Here is a 15,081-nt window from a genome sequence, read left to right on the forward strand (position 1 = left end):
ATCCTTCCGAAATCCGTTTCCCCGAGAGTCGAGGGGCTAGAACTTGAGCCCCGCGTCGCGCGCGCCCGCGGCCACCGCCTGCACGCGGCCGTGGTAGTCGAAGCCGTTGCGGTCGAACACGACCGCCTCGATCCCCTTCTCCTTCGCGGCCTTCGCGAGCGCCTCGCCGACCTTCTTGGCGGCGCCGGTCTTGTCGTCTTCCTTGACCTCGTCCTTGAGCGCCTTCGAGACGGTGCAGACCGAGACCAGGGTCTTGCCGGCGACGTCGTCGACGAGCTGGGCGTACATGTGCTTGAGGCTCTTGTAGATCGTGAGCCTCGGGCGGGCCGACGTGCCGGTGATCTTCCGGCGGATGCGGGCCTTGCGCTTCTCGCGTGCGGTGGCGTGCTGCGACATGTCTCTCCTCCGTGCGGCGGCGGCGGTTCAGCCGCCGCATGAGCGGTTTCGTTCCCCGGGCCTAGGCGGCGCCGGTCTTGCCTTCCTTGCGACGGATCGTCTCCTCCGCGTACTTGATGCCCTTCCCCTTGTAAGGCTCGGGGGGCCGGAGCGCGCGGATCTTCGCGGCCGTGAGGCCGAGGAGGTGCTTGTCCACCCCCCTGACCGTCAGCTTCGTCTGCTTCGCGTCCACCTCGGCCGTGATGCCCTCGGGGAGCTTGAAGACGACCGGGTGCGAGAACCCCAGCGTGAAGTGGACGTCCTTCCCCTTCACCTCGGCCTTGAAGCCGACGCCGCTGATCTCAAGGCCGCGCGCGTAGCCCTTGACCACGCCCTCGACCGCGTTCTTGACCATCGTGCGCGTGAGGCCGTGCAGGCCCTTCGCGAGCCGGGTGTCGTCCGGGCGGGTGACCTTCACCTCGCCCTTCTCGACCTGGACCTTCACGATGGGGTTCGTGGCGAAGGACATCTTGCCCTTCGGCCCCTCGACCTTCACGAGGTGACCGTCCACGGAGACCTTCGCCTTCTCCGGGATCTTGACGGGCAGCTTGCCGACTCGGGACATGACCTGACGCTCCCTTACCAGACGGTGCAGATCAGCTCGCCGCCGACCTTCTGCTTGCGGGCCTCGCGATCGACCATCACGCCCTTCGACGTGGAGAGGATCGCGATCCCCATCCCGTTCAGCACGCGGGGGATGGAGTCGGTCGCGACGTAGCGGCGCAGCCCCGGCTTCGAGACGCGCTTGATGTCGCTGATCGCCGGCTCGCGGTCGGCGCTGTACTTGAGGATGACGGTGATGGCGCCCTGGACGCCGTCCTCGTGGACGACGAAGTCCTTGATGAAGCCCTCCTCGCGGAGGACCTCGGCGATCCGGACCTTCAGCCGGGACCGCGGAACGAGCACCTTCTCGTGCCGCGCGCTCGAGGCGTTCCGGATGCGCGTCAGCATGTCGCCAATGGGATCGGTGAAGCTCATCGATCGTGTCTCCCTACCAGCTCGACTTGATGACGCCGGTGATCTCGCCCTGCAGCGCGCGGTGCCGGAAGCAGATGCGGCACATCTGGAACTTGCGGAGGAACGCCCGCGGGCGGCCGCACAGGGGGCAGCGGTTGTACTGGCGCACCTTGAACTTCAGCTTGCGCTTGGCCTGCGCCATCTTCGAAAGCTTCGCCATGGTCTCTCCTGTTACTGGCGGAACGGCATGCCGAGGTGGCGCAGCAGCGCTCGGCCCTCTTCGTCGTTCCGGGCCGTCGTCACGACGGTGATGTTCAAGCCCTTGATCTTCTCGACCTTGTCGTAGTTGATCTCCGGGAAGATGATCTGCTCGCGGACGCCGAGCGTGTAGTTCCCCTTCCCGTCGAACGCCTTCGGCGACACGCCCTTGAAGTCGCGGACGCGCGGCAGCGCGATCGTGACCAGGCGGTCGAAGAACTCGTACATCCGGTCGCCGCGGAGCGTGACCATCGCACCGATCGACTGGCCCTGCCGCAGCTTGAAGTTCGCGATGGACTTCCGCGCGCGCGTCACGACGGGCTTCTGGCCCGTGATCGCGGAGAGCTGCTCCACCGAGGCGTCGATGATCTTGCCGTTGTTGATCGCCTCGCCGAGCCCCATGTTCACCACGATCTTCTCGAGGCGGGGGGCCTGCATCGGGTTCTCGAACCCGAGCTCCTTCATGAGCTCGGAGCGGATTGCCTTCTCGAACCGCTCCTTCAGTCGCGCTGCCATCGTTCTCTCCTTGCCTTCGGCCGGCCCCATCGGAGTGCCGGGCGATGCGTTTTCGTACGAACGCCGCGATATCGCCAGTTTTTCGCCGCGATCACTTCGCGGCGCGCTTCTCGCGACGGGCCTTCTCCTTCGCGCCGAGCTCCCGGCCGATCTTCTCGCGGCGCACCGCCGCGCCGTCCTTGCCGACGACCATCACGTTCGAGAGGGCGATCGTGCCCTCCTTCTCGATGATGCCGCCCTCCGGGGTGGCCTGGCTGCGGCCCTTCTTCAGGTGCCGCTTCACCATCATCAGCTTCTCGACGCGGACGCGAGCCTTCTCGCGCAGGACCTCGAGGACCTTGCCCTGCTTGCCCTTCTCCTTACCCGAGAGGACCTTGACGGTGTCGCCCTTGCGGATCTCCGCCATGACTAGAGGACCTCCGGCGCGAGGGAGATGATCTTCATGAACTTCCGGGCACGGAGCTCGCGGGCCACCGGGCCGAAGATGCGGGTGCCGATGGGCTCGAGGTCCTTGTTGATGAGGACCGCCGAGTTGCCGTCGAACCGGATGTAGCTGCCGTCGGGCCGCTTCACCTCACGGCTCGTCCGCACGATGACGGCCCGGGCGACCTCGCCCTTCTTCACCTTCGCCTGCGGGATCGCCTCCTTGACCGAGACGACGATGACGTCGCCGATCGAGGCGTACCTCCGCTTGCTGCCGCCGAGCACCTTGATGCACATCACCTTCTTGGCACCCGAGTTGTCGGCGACGTCGAGCATCGTCTGCTGCTGGACCATGGCCTAGACCTCCACTGCCTTCTCGAGAGTCTCGGCCACCCGCCAGCGCTTGTCCTTCGACAGCGGCCGGGTCTCGACGATCCGCACGCGATCGCCGACGTTGCACGCCTGGTTCTCGTCGTGAGCCTTGTACTTCTCGGCCTTCGTCACGATCTTCCCGTACTTCCGGTCCGCGACGCGGCGCTCGACCTTCACGACGACCGTCTTGGTCATCTTGTTCGAGACCACCACGCCGATGCGGGACTTCCGGTTGCCGCGCTCCATGTCGGTCACTCCTTCGCCTTCCCGGCCTGCGCCGCGGCGAGCTCCTTCTCGCGGGCCACCGTGAGGCAGCGCGCGATGTCGCGCTTCGTCTTCTCGAGGTCCGCGGTCGAGTCGAGCACGCCGGTGTTGAGCTTGCTCTGGAGGTCGAACAGCGTCCCCTTGAGCTCCACCGCCCGGGCCCTGAGCTCGTTCGCGGACAGCTCGCGCAGCTCCTGGATCGTCGCCATGTACCGAAGCCTCCTTACAACGTCGTGCCGCGCTTCACCATCTTGGTGGAGACCGGCAGCTTGTGGGCGGCGAGGTGGAACGCCTTCTTCGCGATGGCGTCGTCCACGCCCGACATCTCGTAGAGCATCCGGCCCGGCTTGATGACGGCGACGTAGTACTCCACGTTGCCCTTGCCCGTGCCCATTCGGGTCTCGGCGGGCTTCTTCGTGATGGGCTTGTCGGGGAAGATCCGGATCCAGAGCTTCCCGCCCCGCTTCACATACCGCGTGATCGCCACGCGGGCGGCCTCGATCTGGCGGGCGGTGAGCCTGCCGCACTCGGTCGCCTGGAGCCCGTACTCACCCTGGTTCAGCTCCGAGCCACGGTAAGCCTTGCCGCGCATGCGGCCCTTCTGCTGCTTGCGGTACTTCGTTCGCGCCGGCTGAAGCATTGCCTTCTCCTGATGTCGCTAGGCGTGGCCGCTTACGGCCGGGCGCCGCCGGTGGTCCGCGGAGCGCGGTTGGCCGCGGACTGGGGCAGCACCTCGCCGCGCATGATCCAGACCTTGCAGCCGATCTTGCCGTAGGTCGTCTTGGCCTCGGCGAACCCGTAGTCGATGTCCGCGCGCAGCGTGTGGAGCGGAACGCGCCCCTCACGGTACCACTCGTACCGCGCCATCTCCGAGCCGCCGAGGCGGCCGGAGCAGGCGACGCGGATGCCCTTCGCCCCGAACTTCTGCGCGGTCTGGACGGACTTCTTCATCGCGCGGCGGAAGGCGATGCGGCGCTCGAGCTGGGTCGCGATGTTCTCCGCGACGAGCTGGGCGTCGGTCTCGGCCTTGCGCACCTCGACGACGTTGAGGAAGACCTCGTTCTCCGTGAGGCCCTGGAGCTCCTTCTTGACGCTCTCGATCCCCGCCCCCCGCTTCCCGATGACGATGCCCGGGCGCGCGGTGTGGACGTTGATCTTCACCTTGTTCGCCGCCCGCTCGATCTCGATCCGGGAGATGCCGGCCTGGCCGAGCTTCTCCTTCACGAACTCGCGGAGGTGGATGTCCTCGTGGAGCCACTTCGCGTAGTTCTTCTCTTCGTACCACTTCGATTCCCAGGACCGGATGACCCCGAGTCGGAAACCGATAGGATGAACTTTCTGTCCCACGTTCGTCTCCTTGGCTAGCCGCGGGCGGCGGTGCCGAGCTCCACGTACACGTGGCTGGTCTTCTTCTCGACGCGGAAGGCGCGCCCCATCGCGCGCGCCATGAAGCGCCGCATCTTCGGCCCCTGGTCGACGGTGAGCGTCTTCACGAACAGCGCGTCCACGTCCACCCGGCCGCCCGCCTGCTCGGCGTTCGCGACGGCCGAGCGGAGGAGCTTGGCGAGCGGCTTCGCCGCCGCCTGCGGCGTGTACTTCAGGGTGGCGAGGGCGTCGCCCACCGGCATCCCGCGGAGCCCGTCCGCCACGAGGCGGACCTTCCGCGGCGCGACGTGCAGGTAGCTGAGGCTGGCGTGCGGCCCCGGCGGCGGCGCCGCCGGGCGGTTGGGCTTCGAGCGGCGGGCCGGCACCGGGGTGCGGACGCGCCTGCTGGCCTTCTTGGTGGTCTGGGTCTCGGCCATGTCGTTCCTCGCTACTTCTTCGCCGGCGACGGCGCCGCCGCGACCTTCTTCTCGGCCGAGTGGCCGTGGAAGGTCCGGGTCGGCGCGAACTCGCCGAGCTTGTAGCCCACCATGTTCTCGGTCACGAACACCGGGACGAACTTCCGCCCGTTGTGGACGGCGAACGTGTGGCCCACGAAGTCGGGGAGGATGGTGCTCCGCCGCGACCAGGTCTTGATGACCGACTTCTTGTTGCCCTTGTTCGCGTCCTCGACCTTCTTCGCGAGGTGCTTGTCGGCGAACGGGCCCTTCTTGATCGAACGCGCCATGAGTGCCTGTCCCTGTCCCGCGCTAGTGCGGCGTGTTCCGGATGCCGGGCTTGCGCCGGGAGACGATGAACTTGTCGGTCCGCCGGTTGTTGCGCGTCTTGAGGCCCTTCGTCTTCTGGCCCCACGGCGACACGGGGTGCGGATTGCCCTGTCCCGACTTGCCCTCGCCGCCGCCGTGCGGGTGATCGACGGGGTTCATCGCGAGGCCGCGGACGGTCGGCCGGATGCCGAGCCACCGGCTCTTGCCGGCCTTCCCGACCCGGACGCTCGAGCTCTCGACGTTCGAGAGCTGGCCCACGGTCGCGCGGCAGTCCTGCATCACCGCCCGGACCTCGCCGGACGGCATGCGGATCTGGGCCATCCCGCCCTCCTTCGCCATGAGCTGGCCGAAGGAGCCGGCGCTGCGGATCATCTTGCCGCCGGAGCCGGGCTGGACCTCGACGTTGTGGATCACGGTGCCGAGCGGGATCGCCCGGACCGGCAGCGAGTTCCCCGGGCGGATGTCCACGCTCTCGCCGGAGACGAGCACGTCGCCGACGTTCACGCCGATCGGCGCGAGGATGTACCGCTTCTCGCCGTCCCGGTAGTGGAGCAGCGCGATGCGCGCGGTGCGGTTCGGGTCGTACTCGATGGCCGCGACCTTGGCCGGAACGCCGTCCTTCTCACGTCGCCAGTCGATGACGCGGTAGCGGCGCTTGTGGCCGCCGCCCACGTGGCGGGTCGTGATGTGGCCGTGCGCGTTGCGCCCGCCGCTCTTCCGCACCGAGCGGGTGAGCTTCTTCTCCGGCTTCGACTTCGTGATCTCCGCGAAGTCCGCCACCGTCATGTGGCGCCGGGCCGGGCTCGTCGGCTTGTACTCCTTGAGTGCCATGTTCGGTCTCCCGTCCCGGCCGCTACGCCCCCTCGAAGAGGGCGATGGTCTCGCCCTCCTTGAGGGTCACGAAGGCCTTCTTCCAGTTGGGCCGGCGGCCGATGTTCCGGCCGACGCGCTTGGTCTTGCCGCGAGCGATGGCGGTCCGCACCGCGAGCACGTGCACGTTGAAGAGCTTCTCCACCGCCTGCTTCACCTGGATCTTCGTCGCGTCCCGGTGGACCTCGAAGGCGTAATGCCGGGCCGCCTCGCGGTTCCGCTCCGCCTTCTCGGTGATGAGCGGCCGCTTCACCACGTCCTGGTTCGCGAGGTTCACGAGAGCACCTCCTCGAGCTTCTTCGCCGTGTCGGCCGTGAGCACGAGCGTATCGTGCTTCAGGATGTCGTACACGTTCAGCCCCTCGACCGCGAGGAAGTCGGACCCGTCGAGGTTCCGGACGCTCCGGGCGAGCGACCCGTTGGCGGCCGCGTCGACCACGAGGGCCTTCGCCGCGCCGAGCTTCGCGAGCACCTTCGCCGCCGCCGAGGTCTTCGGCGCGGCCGGCTTCCACTCCTGCACGATCACGAGCTTGCCGTCCTGGCCGCGGAGCGACAGCGCCGAGCGGAGCGCCGCCTTCCGGACCTTCTTCGGCACGTCGTAGGAGTAGTCGCGCGGCTTCGGCCCCATCGCCTTGCCGCCACCCACCCACTGCGACGCGCGCGTCGAGCCCTGGCGGGCGCGCCCCGTGTGCTTCTGCTTCCAGGGCTTCTTCCCGCCACCGGAGACGAGCGACCGGTTCTTCACCGCGTGGGTGCCCGAGCGATCGGAGGCGAGCTTCGCCTTCACCACCTCGTAGAAGAGGTTCTCGTTCACCTCGCCGGCGAAGATGGCGTCGGCGAGCTCGAGCTCGCCCACCTTCTTCTTCTCGAGGTCGTAGACGTCGAACTTGGCCATGGTGTCCTCGACTACTTGATCTCCACGTCCACGCCGGCCGACAGGTCGAGCTTCATCAGCGCGTCGAGCGTCTGAGCGGTCGGCTCGAGGATGTCGAGGAGCCGCTTGTGCGTGCGGATCTCGAACTGCTCGCGCGACTTCTTGTCGACGTGCGGGCTGCGGAGGACGGTGAACTTGTTGATCCGGGTGGGGAGCGGGATGGGGCCGGCGACCTTCGCGCCGGTCCGCTTCGCCGTCTCCACGATCTCGCCGGCCGACTGGTCGAGCAGCTTGTAGTCGTAGGCCTTGAGCCGGATCCGAATCTTCTGGGTTGCCATCGGAAGACCTTCTCTCCGTCACGGGGCGCGGCGCGGAGCCTCCCGGTGCCCGTCCTGCGGGCCGGGAGGCACCGCCGTTCGCCCGTGGTGAAACCTTTACTGGATGACCTCGGCCACCACGCCCGCGCCGACCGTCCGGCCGCCCTCGCGGATCGCGAACCGCAGCTCCTTCTCCATCGCGACCGGGGTGATCAGCTCCACCTCCACCGTGATGTTGTCGCCCGGCATCACCATCTCGATGCCCTGCGGCAACTGCACCGACCCCGTCACGTCCGTCGTCCGGAAGTAGAACTGCGGCCGGTACCCGTTGAAGAACGGAGTGTGGCGACCACCCTCCTCCTTCGTCAGGACGTACACCTCGGCCTTGAACTTCGTGTGCGGTGTGATCGACCCCGGCTTCGCCAGCACCTGCCCGCGCTCGACCTCCTCGCGCTTCAGGCCCCGGAGCAGCGCCCCGATGTTGTCGCCCGCCTGCCCCTCGTCGAGCAGCTTGCGGAACATCTCGACGCCCGTCACCACCGTCTTCACCGTCGGGCGCAGACCGACCACCTCGACCTCCTCGCCCACCTTCACCACGCCGCGCTCCACGCGCCCCGTCGCCACCGTGCCGCGACCCGAGATCGAGAACACGTCCTCGACCGGCATCAGGAACGGCTTGTCCGTCGCACGCTTCGGCGTCGGGATGTAGCTGTCCACCGCGTCCAGCAGCTGCTGGATCGCCGGCTCGCCCAGCTCGCCCTTGTCGCCCTCGAGCGCCTTCAGCGCGGACCCCTTCACGATCGGGATCTCGCTGCCCGGGAAGTCGTACTCCGTCAGCAGCTCCCGGACCTCCAGCTCCACCAGGTCCAGCAGCTCCTTGTCGTCCACCATGTCCACCTTGTTCAGGAAGACCACGATGTACGGCACGCCGACCTGACGGGCCAGCAGGATGTGCTCACGCGTCTGCGGCATCGGGCCGTCCGCCGCCGACACCACCAGGATCGCGCCGTCCATCTGCGCCGCCCCGGTGATCATGTTCTTCACGTAGTCCGCGTGGCCCGGGCAGTCCACGTGCGCGTAGTGACGCTTCTCCGTCGAGTACTCGACGTGCGCCGTCGCGATCGTGATCCCGCGCTCCCGCTCCTCCGGGGCCTTGTCGATCTGATCGTACGCCATGAACTGCGCACGACCCTTCGTCGCGCAGTACTTCGTGATCGCCGCGGTGAGCGTCGTCTTCCCATGGTCGACGTGACCGATCGTCCCGACGTTCACGTGCGGCTTGGTACGCTCGAACTTCTCCTTGGCCATGGCTCCCTCTCTTCCTTTCGATGCGGGGCAGCGGCGCTACTTCGAGCCGGCGGCAGCACCCTTTGCCTTGATGACGATGGTCTCTGCGATGCTGCTGGGGACCTGCGCGTAGTGGGCGAACTGCATGCTGTACGTCGCGCGACCCTGGGTCTTCGACCGGAGATCCGTCGCGTAGCCGAACATCTCCGCGAGCGGCACCTGCGCCTCGAGGATCTGCGCGCCCGCGCGGGGGTTCATCGCCTGGATCTTGCCGCGCCGCGAGTTCAGGTCGCCGATGACGTCGCCCATGTAGTCGTCGGGCGTCGTGACCTCGACGGCCATGATCGGCTCGAGCAGGACCGGCTTGGCGCGCGCGGCGCCGTCCTTGAAGCCCATCGACCCGGCGATCTTGAACGCCATCTCGGAGGAGTCGACGTCGTGGTAGCTGCCGTCGAAGACCTCGACCTTGATGTCGACCATGGGGTACCCGGCGAGCACGCCGGTCGTCATGGCCTCCTCGATGCCCTTCTGGATCGGCCCGATGAACTCCTTCGGGATCACGCCGCCGACGATGACGTTGTCGAACGTGAAGCCGGACCCCGGGGGCTGCGGGATGAGGCGCAGCCAGCAGTGGCCGTACTGGCCGCGACCGCCGGTCTGCCGGATGTAGCGCCCCTCGGACTCGACCTGCTGCGTGATGGTCTCGCGGTAGGCGACCTGCGGCTTGCCGACGTTCGCCTCGACCTTGAACTCGCGGAACATGCGGTCCACCAGGATCTCGAGGTGGAGTTCGCCCATGCCGGCGATGATGGTCTGGCCGGTCTCCTCGTCGGTGCGGACCCGGAACGACGGGTCCTCCATCTGGAGCCGCTGCAGCGCGACGCCCATCTTGTCCGAGTCGGCCTTCGACTTCGGCTCGATCGCCACGTCGATGACCGGATCGGGGAACTCCATCCGCTCGAGGATGGCCGGGCTCGCCTCGTCGCAGAGCGTGTCGCCCGTGGTCGTCGACCGGAGGCCGACCGCGGCGGCGATGTCGCCGGCGAAGACCTCCTTGATCTCTTCACGCTTGTTCGCGTGCATCTGGAGGAGGCGGCCGATGCGCTCCTTCTTGTCCTTCGTCGAGTTGTAGACGTAGGACCCGGCCTCGAGCTTGCCCGAGTACACGCGGAAGAAGGTGAGGTTCCCGACGAACGGGTCGTTCATGATCTTGAACGCCAGCGCGGAGAACGGCTCGGAGTCGGAGGTCGCCCGGGTGATCTCCTCACCCTTCGCCGTCACGCCCTTCACGGCGGGGACGTCGAGCGGGCTCGGGAGGAAGTCCACCACCGCGTCGAGGATCTGCTGGACGCCCTTGTTCTTGAAGGCCGTCCCGCAGATCACCGGGAAGAACTTCATCTCGAGCGTGCCCTTGCGGATGCCGCGCAGGATCTCGTCGTTCGTGAGCGCCTGGCCCTCGAGGTACTTGGCCATCAGGTCGTCGTCGACCTCGGCCACCATCTCCTCGAGCTTGGCGCGGTACTCCTTCGCCTGATCCACGAGGCCGGCGGGGACGTCGATCTCCTGGTACTTCGCGCCCATCGTCTCGTCGTCGAAGGTGATCCCCTTCATCTTGATGAGATCGACCATGCCGCGGAACTTGTCCTCGGCGCCGATGGGGATCTGCAGCGGGAGCGGGCGCGCCCCGAGCTTCTCGCGGATCGTGTCGACCGCGTGGAAGAAGTCCGCGCCGACGCGATCCATCTTGTTGATGAAGCAGATGCGGGGGACGCTGTACTTGTCAGCCTGCCGCCAGACGGTCTCGGACTGCGGCTGCACGCCCTGGACCGCGTCGAACACCGCGCACGCGCCGTCGAGGACGCGCAGCGACCGCTCCACCTCGATCGTGAAGTCGACGTGGCCGGGGGTGTCGATGATGTTCAGACGATGCTCGCGCCAGAACGCGGTCGTCGCGGCGGAGGTGATGGTGATGCCGCGCTCGCGCTCCTGCTCCATCCAGTCCATGACGGTCGTACCCTCATGGACCTCGCCGATCTTGTGCGTGACGCCCGTGTAGAAGAGGATGCGCTCGGTCGTGGTGGTCTTGCCGGCATCAATGTGCGCCATGATGCCGAAGTTACGGTAGCGCTCGAGTGGACTGGTGCGGGGCATCTTTCGTTCCTTGAGACTTCGTGCGTGCGCGTGAACCGGTTCGCCCTCGCCGGGCGCGCCGTGACCAACGACCGAGCTGTCAAAGAGCGAGGCGGGTCTTTCTGGACGACCCGGCCGACGGAGCCGGCCTCTTGCTCTCCCTCGATCCTCCTCTACCTTCCTACCAGCGGTAGTGGGCGAAGGCCTTGTTGGCCTCGGCCATCTTGTGCGTGTCCTCGCGCTTCTTCACCGCGTTGCCGCGGTTCGAGGCCGCATCCATGATCTCGCCGGCGAGCTTCTCGACCATCGTCTTCTCGCCGCGGCCCTTCGAGTAGTCGATGAGCCAGCGCATCGCGAGGGCCGTACGGCGATCCTGACGGACCTCGACCGGCACCTGGTACGTCGCGCCGCCGACGCGGCGGCTCTTCACCTCGACGACCGGCTTCACGTTGTCGAGCGCCTTCTTGAACACCTTGAGCGGATCGTCCTTCAGCTTCTGCTCGACCTGCTCGAAGGCACCATAGATGATGCGCTCGCCGGTGGACTTCTTCCCCTTGCGCATCAGGTTGTTGACGAACTTCGCCACGATCCGGTCCTGGAACTTCGGATCGGGGAGGATCTTCCGCTTCTCGACTTCGCGACGACGAGGCATCGGCCGGTTCCTTGATTCGAGAGGCTAGCTCGGGCGCTTCGCGCCGTACTTCGAGCGGCCCTGCTTGCGACCCTGCACGCCCACGGCGTCGAGGGTCCCGCGAATGATGTGGTAGCGAACGCCCGGGAGGTCCTTCACGCGGCCCCCGCGGATGAGCACCACGGAGTGCTCCTGCAGGTTGTGGCCCACGCCGGGGATGTAGCTCGTCACCTCGAAGCCGTTCGTGAGGCGGACGCGGGCGACCTTGCGGAGCGCCGAGTTCGGCTTCTTGGGCGTCGTGGTGTAGACGCGCGTGCAGACACCGCGCTTCTGAGGCGACTCGCGAAGCGCGGGCGCCTTCTTCTTCACCTCGAGCTTCTCGCGCCCCTTGCGCAACAGCTGGCTGATCGTCGGCATCGTTCGCGAACTCTTTTTCTCAACGAAAACGCCCCGCTCGGTGTTTCAGGGGCGCCGGTGTAATAAACCCTTGGTAAGGGCGGCGAATTATACGGATGAGCTTCCTCGTGTCAAGCTCGAACGTTGTCTCGCGAGCTTGTCTGCAAGGCGGCCCGGCCGGGAGTGCGGGTTCTTACATCGAACCCTGCGGGAGGTCGAGAACAAAGTCGCGAGCAGCGCGCTGAAAGCGGTCGGGAGGGCGACCCCCTCCTCGCCTCGGGCGACCCAGCGCGCCGCTGCGGGCGGGCCCGCCCGCAGCGTGCAGCGATATCCCCGCAGCGTGAGCGCGCGGTGCGTGAGCGTCCGCTCCACCCGCGCGACCTCCTCGCCCACGGCGAGCGCGAGGCCGTGCGCCTCCCTCGCCGTCCGCGCGAGCGCCGTCGCCGGGTCGTCCTCGCCCGCGAGCTCGACCGACGGGGGACCGAGGAGGCCGCCGAAGAGCCCGGCCGCCGGCCGCGGGACGACGAGCACCGCGCCCGCGCGCTCGACGAGGGCGCACGCGAGCTCGAGGGGCCGGCGCGCGGGGCGCCCCCGCGCCGGAGGGATCGCGCGCTCCCGTCCGGCGGCGCGCGCCGCGCATCGCGCCGCGACCGGGCACCGCCCGCACCGCGGCGCCGGCTTCACGCACACCGTCGCGCCGAGCTCCATCAACGCCTGGTTCAGGTCTCCCGGGCGCGCCGGGTCCACGAGCTCCCCCGCGAGCGCCCACAGCCGCGACCGGACCGTACCCGCGGCGGGCTCCCCCTCGACGAGGAAGAGGCGCGCGAGCACGCGCGCGACGTTGCCGTCCACCACCGGCGCGGCGATGCCGAACGCGATGGAGGCGACCGCTCCGGCGGTGTACGGGCCGAAGCCCGGGAGCGCGCGGAGCGCGTCCAGCGACGCGGGCAGGCCGCCGTGTCGGGCCTGCGCCGCGCGCGCCGCGGCGAGGAGGTTCCGGCCGCGGGCGTAGTAGCCGAGCCCGGCCCAGAGCGCGAGGACGTCCTCCTCGCGGGCGGCCGCGAGCGCGCCGAGCGTCGGGTACCGGCGCAGGAAGCGCTCGTAGTACGGGATGACCGCCTGGACCTGCGTCTGCTGGAGCATCACCTCCGCGAGCCAGACGCGGTACGGATCCGCCCCGCGCTGCGGGACGCGCCACGGCAGGTCGCGGTGCCCGGCGTCGTACCAGGCGAGGAGCCGCCGCCGGAGCGCGGCGCGGCGGGCGGGCGGGAGCGCGGGCATCGGGACGGCCAGGGTGCCGCGCGACGCCCGGGGGCGTCAACGCGGCGGCCCGGGCCACGCGGTTCGGATCAGCGGAGCCGCTTCTCGGCGGCCTCCCAGCTCACGTTCTTGAGGAACGCGTCCACGTACTTCGCGCGCTCGGTGGCGAGGTAGTCGCGCATGAACGCGTGCTCCCACCCGTCCAGCACGAGCACCGGCGTGAAGCCGACGGGGACGTTGTCCTGGTGGAACTGGACGAAGTGGTTCGACAGCCAGCCGGTGGCCGGGTCCTGGAACAGGATCGCCCAGCCGACGCCCGGCATCGTCGCGACCGCGCGGAAGTCGGCGAGCCAGGTCTCGTACTTGCCGAAGGACGTCTCGATCGCCTTGCGGAGCTTCGAGCCCGCGGGCGGCTCCGCCTGGGCGCCGCCGACGAGGTTCTCGAAGTAGTACTGGTGGTTCACCACGCCCGAGTACTCGAACCCGAGCCGCCGCGTCAGCTCCGCGTACACCGGATCCGCGCCGGAGGCCTTCCCGTCGCTGCAGAGGGCGAAGAGCTTCTCGGTGAGCGCGTTGACGCGCTTCACGTAGCCCTCGTACAGCTTGAGGTGCTCCTCGATCTGCTTGTCCGAGATTCCGGTGAGGCCCCGCACCTTCGAGTAGTCCCTGGGCGCGTACTTCTTGAGATCTGCCATCGTGTCCTCCGCGGCCGAGCGGCCGAGATCATGAGGTGCTGCCGTAGGTGACGGGGAGCTAGTGGCCGGCCCCGGACGCGTCAAGGCGCGGAAGGGGGTCCCCGCGAGGCGCGCTTCACGCAGAGGCAATCATCCCGCGCTAGCCGGCGCGGCGTGCACGCCTCTGAGCGTCGAGGTGCCGCCACGGGGCCTCGTCCTTCATGGTCGCCTCGCGCGAGGACCGCGCCGCACGCGCCCGCGCGCCGGACGAGCGGAGGGGCGCCGGCGGACCCGGCGGACGCGAGGCGACGGGACGGCGTGCGGCCGGGCCCCCTCCACGCGCGGCCAGGCGCGGTGGTAACGTGCGCCGCGATGCCAGCCGGTCGATCGTCGCCCCGCCGCCTCCTCCTCGCCCTCGCCGCGCTCGCGACGGCGGCCGTGGTCGCGCTCCCGCTCCTCTGGATCGCGCTCCCCGATCCGGCCCCCCTCGCGCGCGAGACCCCGCGGACGACCGCGCTCATCGAGCAGCGGCGCGACGAGGCGAAGGAGCGGCACCGCGCCTTCCGCCCGCGCCAGGCCTGGGTCGGGCTCGATCGGATCTCCCCGCGCCTGGTGCGCGCGGTGCTGGCCTCCGAGGACGCGAACTTCTGGGGGCACGACGGGATCGACTGGGACGCCGTCCAGGACGCGGCGCGGCGCGACCTGGAGCAGCGCCGGTTCGCGGTGGGCGCCTCCACGATCACCCAGCAGCTCGCGAAGAACCTCTGGTACGGCACCGAGAAGAGCCTGTGGCGCAAGGTGAAGGAGGCGGTCCTCGCCCGCAAGCTCGAGCGCGCGCTCTCGAAGCGGCGGATCCTCGCGCTCTACCTGAACGTCGCCGAGTGGGGCGACGGCGTGTTCGGGATCGAGGCCGGCGCGCGGGCGCGGTTCGGCACGAGCGCCGCCGGGCTCGACACCGCGCAGGCGGTGGTGATGGCGAGCATGCTCCCCGCGCCGCGCCGGGTCGACCTCTCGCACCCCTCGACCTGGCTGAAGCGGCGCTCGCGCCGGCTCCTCGATCGGCTGCGCGCGGCCGGCCGGATCTCGGCGGACGAGCACCGCCACGCGAGCGCCGAGCTGGACCGGATCCTCGCCGGCCCCGCGCCGCGCGACGACCGCGAGGAGCCGCCCGAGGAGGAGGCCGCGCCGCTGCCGACCGCGAGCGGCCCCCTGGCGGCCGACGCCGCGTCGCCGGACGCGCCCTCCCCCGTCGCGAAGGCCGCGGCCCC

General features: G+C 68.9%; 24 protein-coding genes. 1 reads left to right on the forward strand and 23 read right to left on the reverse strand.

What is annotated here, in order from left to right; genetic code table 11:
- Positions 1-36: 36 nt before the first annotated feature.
- The 23 genes from rplR to MNZ27_RS07770 form a co-directional block, all read right to left on the reverse strand.
- Positions 37-396, reverse strand: coding sequence for a 50S ribosomal protein L18 (gene rplR, locus MNZ27_RS07660; protein WP_242393450.1), 360 nt, complete (start codon positions 394-396; stop codon positions 37-39).
- Between the two features lie 61 nt (positions 397-457).
- The gene (gene rplF, locus MNZ27_RS07665) at positions 458-1,000 is read right to left on the reverse strand and encodes a 50S ribosomal protein L6 (RefSeq protein ID WP_242393451.1); all 543 of its coding nucleotides are present in this window, start codon (positions 998-1,000) and stop codon (positions 458-460) included.
- 14 nt (positions 1,001-1,014) lie between these two features.
- Positions 1,015-1,413 (reverse strand): 30S ribosomal protein S8, encoded by a 399-nt coding sequence (gene rpsH, locus MNZ27_RS07670; RefSeq protein ID WP_242393452.1) that lies wholly within the window; start codon positions 1,411-1,413, stop codon positions 1,015-1,017.
- A gap of 13 nt (positions 1,414-1,426) precedes the next feature.
- Positions 1,427-1,612 (reverse strand): type Z 30S ribosomal protein S14, encoded by a 186-nt coding sequence (locus tag MNZ27_RS07675; RefSeq protein ID WP_242393453.1) that lies wholly within the window; start codon positions 1,610-1,612, stop codon positions 1,427-1,429.
- Between the two features lie 11 nt (positions 1,613-1,623).
- Complete coding sequence (gene rplE, locus MNZ27_RS07680) at positions 1,624-2,166, reverse strand: 50S ribosomal protein L5 (RefSeq protein ID WP_242393454.1); 543 nt, start codon at positions 2,164-2,166, stop codon at positions 1,624-1,626.
- 91 nt (positions 2,167-2,257) lie between these two features.
- Positions 2,258-2,572: a 50S ribosomal protein L24 gene (rplX, locus tag MNZ27_RS07685; RefSeq protein ID WP_242393455.1), complete on the reverse strand. Its 315-nt coding sequence runs from the start codon at positions 2,570-2,572 to the stop codon at positions 2,258-2,260.
- A 2-nt stretch (positions 2,573-2,574) separates the two neighbouring features.
- Complete coding sequence (rplN, locus tag MNZ27_RS07690) at positions 2,575-2,943, reverse strand: 50S ribosomal protein L14 (protein WP_242393456.1); 369 nt, start codon at positions 2,941-2,943, stop codon at positions 2,575-2,577.
- Between the two features lie 3 nt (positions 2,944-2,946).
- A complete protein-coding gene (gene rpsQ, locus MNZ27_RS07695) occupies positions 2,947-3,207 on the reverse strand; it encodes a 30S ribosomal protein S17 (protein ID WP_242393457.1) in 261 nt (86 codons plus the stop codon).
- Between the two features lie 5 nt (positions 3,208-3,212).
- Positions 3,213-3,434: a 50S ribosomal protein L29 gene (gene rpmC, locus MNZ27_RS07700; protein ID WP_242393458.1), complete on the reverse strand. Its 222-nt coding sequence runs from the start codon at positions 3,432-3,434 to the stop codon at positions 3,213-3,215.
- Between the two features lie 14 nt (positions 3,435-3,448).
- A complete protein-coding gene (gene rplP, locus MNZ27_RS07705; protein ID WP_242393459.1) occupies positions 3,449-3,865 on the reverse strand; it encodes a 50S ribosomal protein L16 in 417 nt (138 codons plus the stop codon).
- Between the two features lie 32 nt (positions 3,866-3,897).
- On the reverse strand, positions 3,898-4,572 hold the full coding sequence (rpsC, locus tag MNZ27_RS07710; RefSeq protein ID WP_242393460.1) for a 30S ribosomal protein S3: 675 nt from the start codon (positions 4,570-4,572) through the stop codon (positions 3,898-3,900).
- A 14-nt stretch (positions 4,573-4,586) separates the two neighbouring features.
- Positions 4,587-5,027 carry a 50S ribosomal protein L22 gene (gene rplV, locus MNZ27_RS07715; RefSeq protein ID WP_242393461.1) on the reverse strand — a complete coding sequence of 147 codons (441 nt, stop codon included), beginning with the start codon at positions 5,025-5,027 and terminating at the stop codon, positions 4,587-4,589.
- Positions 5,028-5,038: 11 nt separating this feature from the next.
- Positions 5,039-5,335 carry a 30S ribosomal protein S19 gene (gene rpsS, locus MNZ27_RS07720; protein ID WP_242393462.1) on the reverse strand — a complete coding sequence of 99 codons (297 nt, stop codon included), beginning with the start codon at positions 5,333-5,335 and terminating at the stop codon, positions 5,039-5,041.
- A 22-nt stretch (positions 5,336-5,357) separates the two neighbouring features.
- Positions 5,358-6,206: a 50S ribosomal protein L2 gene (gene rplB / locus MNZ27_RS07725; protein WP_242393463.1), complete on the reverse strand. Its 849-nt coding sequence runs from the start codon at positions 6,204-6,206 to the stop codon at positions 5,358-5,360.
- 22 nt (positions 6,207-6,228) lie between these two features.
- Complete coding sequence (locus MNZ27_RS07730) at positions 6,229-6,522, reverse strand: 50S ribosomal protein L23 (protein ID WP_242393464.1); 294 nt, start codon at positions 6,520-6,522, stop codon at positions 6,229-6,231.
- Positions 6,519-7,139, reverse strand: a complete 621-nt coding sequence (rplD, locus tag MNZ27_RS07735) for a 50S ribosomal protein L4 (RefSeq protein WP_242393465.1) — start codon at positions 7,137-7,139, stop codon at positions 6,519-6,521. Before rplD ends, MNZ27_RS07730 begins: the two co-directional genes overlap by 4 nt.
- An 11-nt stretch (positions 7,140-7,150) precedes the next feature.
- Entirely contained in the window at positions 7,151-7,456 is a 306-nt protein-coding gene (gene rpsJ, locus MNZ27_RS07740) for a 30S ribosomal protein S10 (protein ID WP_242393466.1), read from the reverse strand.
- A gap of 96 nt (positions 7,457-7,552) precedes the next feature.
- Entirely contained in the window at positions 7,553-8,743 is a 1,191-nt protein-coding gene (gene tuf / locus MNZ27_RS07745; RefSeq protein WP_242393467.1) for an elongation factor Tu, read from the reverse strand.
- A 36-nt stretch (positions 8,744-8,779) separates the two neighbouring features.
- On the reverse strand, positions 8,780-10,873 hold the full coding sequence (fusA, locus tag MNZ27_RS07750) for an elongation factor G (protein ID WP_242393468.1): 2,094 nt from the start codon (positions 10,871-10,873) through the stop codon (positions 8,780-8,782).
- 160 nt (positions 10,874-11,033) lie between these two features.
- Entirely contained in the window at positions 11,034-11,504 is a 471-nt protein-coding gene (gene rpsG, locus MNZ27_RS07755; RefSeq protein ID WP_242393469.1) for a 30S ribosomal protein S7, read from the reverse strand.
- A gap of 24 nt (positions 11,505-11,528) precedes the next feature.
- A complete protein-coding gene (rpsL, locus tag MNZ27_RS07760) occupies positions 11,529-11,900 on the reverse strand; it encodes a 30S ribosomal protein S12 (protein ID WP_242393470.1) in 372 nt (123 codons plus the stop codon).
- Positions 11,901-11,987: 87 nt separating this feature from the next.
- Positions 11,988-13,160, reverse strand: coding sequence for an A/G-specific adenine glycosylase (mutY, locus tag MNZ27_RS07765; RefSeq protein WP_242393471.1), 1,173 nt, complete (start codon positions 13,158-13,160; stop codon positions 11,988-11,990).
- 68 nt (positions 13,161-13,228) lie between these two features.
- Positions 13,229-13,834 carry a Fe-Mn family superoxide dismutase gene (locus MNZ27_RS07770; RefSeq protein WP_242393472.1) on the reverse strand — a complete coding sequence of 202 codons (606 nt, stop codon included), beginning with the start codon at positions 13,832-13,834 and terminating at the stop codon, positions 13,229-13,231.
- Between the two features lie 351 nt (positions 13,835-14,185).
- Here MNZ27_RS07770 and MNZ27_RS07775 point away from each other — a divergent pair.
- A partial coding sequence (locus tag MNZ27_RS07775) for a biosynthetic peptidoglycan transglycosylase (protein WP_242393473.1) occupies positions 14,186-15,081 on the forward strand: 896 nt, incomplete at its 3' end.

The sequence above is a fragment of the Anaeromyxobacter oryzisoli genome (genome assembly GCF_022690765.1).
In the GTDB taxonomy this organism is placed as follows: Bacteria; Myxococcota; Myxococcia; order Myxococcales; family Anaeromyxobacteraceae; genus Anaeromyxobacter; species Anaeromyxobacter oryzisoli.